This window comes from Corallococcus sp. AB049A, from assembly GCF_003668885.1.
Taxonomy (GTDB): domain Bacteria; phylum Myxococcota; class Myxococcia; order Myxococcales; family Myxococcaceae; genus Corallococcus; species Corallococcus interemptor.
In genome coordinates, this window is sequence record NZ_RAWL01000663.1 from 1 (window position 1) to 2,987 (window position 2,987).

Here is a 2,987-nt window from a genome sequence, read left to right on the forward strand (position 1 = left end):
GGCTTGGGCGGCGACACGGCGGTCTTCGTATCCAGCCCAGCGGGTCCCGGGGGCGGCTTGTCCGGGAGGTCCTGCTGGGGCTTCGTGGGGATGGGTACCAGGATGGGGCTGATCCGGCATCTCGACATGACCGTGTCCTCCTGACGCAGCCGCCGCGGGGTCCGGCCTTGCATCCCCCGCGTGCGGCTTCCTCTTGAAAACGTTCCAGGTCTGGTTCTTTTTTATGACCTGACAGGTCTTCATTCGAAGAGGAGCACGTCGTGCACCCAGCGGTCGGCCGGGGAGGCCTGGAGCCACGCCTGTCGCTCGTCGCGCAGGGCCACGCCGGGAGCGGCGCCCGAGTGGATGCGCTCGCGCACGGCGTTGAAGAAGCCGCCCGCGGAGTCAGGGATGTCCACCGTGGCGGCCAGCACCGCGCGCGCCCCGGCGTCGACGAAGGCCACCGGCAGGCTGAACGACTCATGTGGGAACGGCGCGGTACGCGCGGCGCCACAGGCGGCCAGGAAGACCAGGGGGGCATGCGGGAGCCCCTGCTCGCGCACCTGCCGGGCGGTGAGCGCGTACCGGCCATCCCGCTCCGGCGCCAGCATGAGGAGCGACGCGTCCGACAGCTCCTGGCTGAACACGCCATGCGTGTGGATCTCCACCTCGGTGGCGGTGGACATCGCCTCCAGCACGCGCGACGGCGTGGCGCGCGCACCCTCCAGCATCACGCGCCGGGCGTCGTCCCCTGGAGGAGGCGCCATGGGCGGCAGGCGCGCGAGGCCCAGGGCCGCGGGCGTGTCCACGTTGGACACGACCAGGTGCGTGCCGCCGTCCACTGGAGGAAGAGGGCCCGCCTTCGCGTGGCCCACCTGGTAGCTCCAGGCGATGTCCGGAGGCAGCAGCCGGGGAAGGCCCGTCACGGGAGGCGGGGCCAGCACCCGCACCTGCTCGCACCCGCGCAGCGCGTCCTGCAGCGCGGGAGGCACCAGCCCGGAGGCGTCCTGTCCAAGAGGCGCCGTGCGCGTCGAGTTGAAGTCCCCGAGCACCGCGCCGGAGGGACCTCGCGCCACCGTGAGCGTGCGCTCGTGCTGCACCGACACCGCGAGCACGCAGCGCTCCGGCACCTCGGTCACCTGGAGCTGGCGGCCCGCGAGGGTGAGCGCCTCCAGGTACGCGCCCGAGCGTCCGGCGTCGGAGATGAGCGCGGCGGAGGCGCGGGCCCGCGCGCGGCGGGCGGACACGTCATCGGGTCCGTGCTCCGCCTGCGTGAGGGCGCTGTGCAGCAGGGCGCGTCCGGCGGCGGGGTCTCGCTCCAATTCGAACTCACCCTGGAGCGCGTCCAGCAACGCGCGCTCACCGGGGCGAGGCTCGCCCTGTCGCAGTCCGGAGAGGGCGCGGGCCAGCGCGTCCGCGGCGCCGGGCATGGGGCCGAAGCGGGCCAGGTCCGCGAGCACGCCCGCGCCATTGAGCCCCAGCGGCGCACCGGACTCCATGGACTGCTCCAGGTGCTGACGGGCCTCGTCCACGCGGAAGTCCATCCACGCCAGCGTCGCCAGGTTGCGGTGTACGTAGCCGCGCTGCGCGAGCTCCTCCGGCGTGCGCGCCAGCGACTCGCGCAGGTACGCCCTCGCGGTGGGGGCGACGTGGTGGAAGCGCGCCACCTGCGCCAGCTCCTGGAGGAACAGCCGCTCCTGCTGCCATTCCCCCTGTGACTTCGCCAGCCGCCAGCCGCGCAGCGCGTGCTCGGAGGCTTCGGCGGGGCGGTGCAGCTCTACCAGGTACATGTCCGTGAGCCACCCGTGCAGGTCCGCGCAGCGGTAGTCCAGCCGCTGTGCCTCGCAGGTGCGCAGCGCCTCCAGCACGCGCGCCTCCGCCTTCCACCACTGGCCGTCGCCCACCTCCTGGTTGGCGCGCTCGCGTTCGGCGATGAGGTGGAACCACGGGTCACCCAGGCCCTCCGCGGCGCGAGCGAACGCCGTCACGTCCACGGGCCGCCCCGCTTGAAGCTCGTAGCCGAGCGCCCCCACGTACAGGTCCTCCTCACCGGAGTGGCGCAGCCTCTCCAGGAACGCCGGAGGGAACGGGGTCCTGCCTCGCACGAACCGCGCGTAGTCCCGGGCCAGGGGGCCGCGTTTCTGGAAGTCCCGGGCCGCCACCCGAAGGACGGTCGCGTGCAGCACCGTGCCGCCGTAGGCCCGGTCCAGCGCCTCCGCCAGAGGCAACAGCCGCAGCGCCGCGTCCTTCGAGGGCGCCGCGCGGACCGCGTCATAGAACGCCAGCCGGACGATGCCCGGAAGCTTCGCGGCCTCCTCCAGGGGCAGCGGCGCGTTGGCGTCCGCCATCAGGTCCTGCGTGGCCGCGAAGGCCTGCTTCCATTCGCGGCCCCGGGCCAGGGTCTTCTCGCGAAGCGCGACCGCCTTGTCCCGAGCCTCCGCGCTCCAGCCGGGCTCGCCCCGCTTCGCCACGGCGTCGAAGGCATCCGCCGCCAGCAGGGGCAGGTCCAGGTTGCGCAGCACGAGCGCCAGGTTCCACAGGGCCTGGGGATGGTCGGGCTGCTCGCGGAGCACGTCCTCCAGCACGGCCAGGGCCTCGTCGAGCGACGCCTGTTCGGACGCGCCCGCGTGGGCCAGCGCCAGCGCCACCGCGCGGTCGGAGTCCACGTCCGGGGAAGCCGGCGCGTTGCCCAGGTAGCTCAGGGCCTGCCGGGCGTCGCCCGACAGCAGGTACGCGGAGGCGATGCCGCGCCAGTCCTGACGGTCCTCCATCCCGGCCAGCTCCTGCAGCGGCAGCGGGGCCGCCGCGCGCGTCCCGCCGCGCATGGGCACGTAGGGTCGGTGCGCATCCAGGGCCCCGGACGTCAGCCGCGCCTCCAATGCGCGGGTGGGTGCCGGCGCGGGCCAGGGCGAGGAGGGCTCGCGGGTGACGCGCGCCGTCCAGACGCCCAGGGCGGCCAGGGTCAGGGCGAACGCCCCCAGGTGGTTCCAGCGGCGGGGAGCTGTCCC

The 2,987-nt window shown here is 74.2% G+C and carries 1 protein-coding gene; it reads right to left on the reverse strand.

Going from position 1 to position 2,987, the window contains the following annotated elements; translation table 11 throughout:
* Positions 1-239: 239 nt before the first annotated feature.
* Positions 240-2,987 (reverse strand): CHAT domain-containing protein (locus D7X55_RS37965; RefSeq protein WP_147470379.1); only part of this gene is annotated, 2,748 nt, incomplete at its 5' end.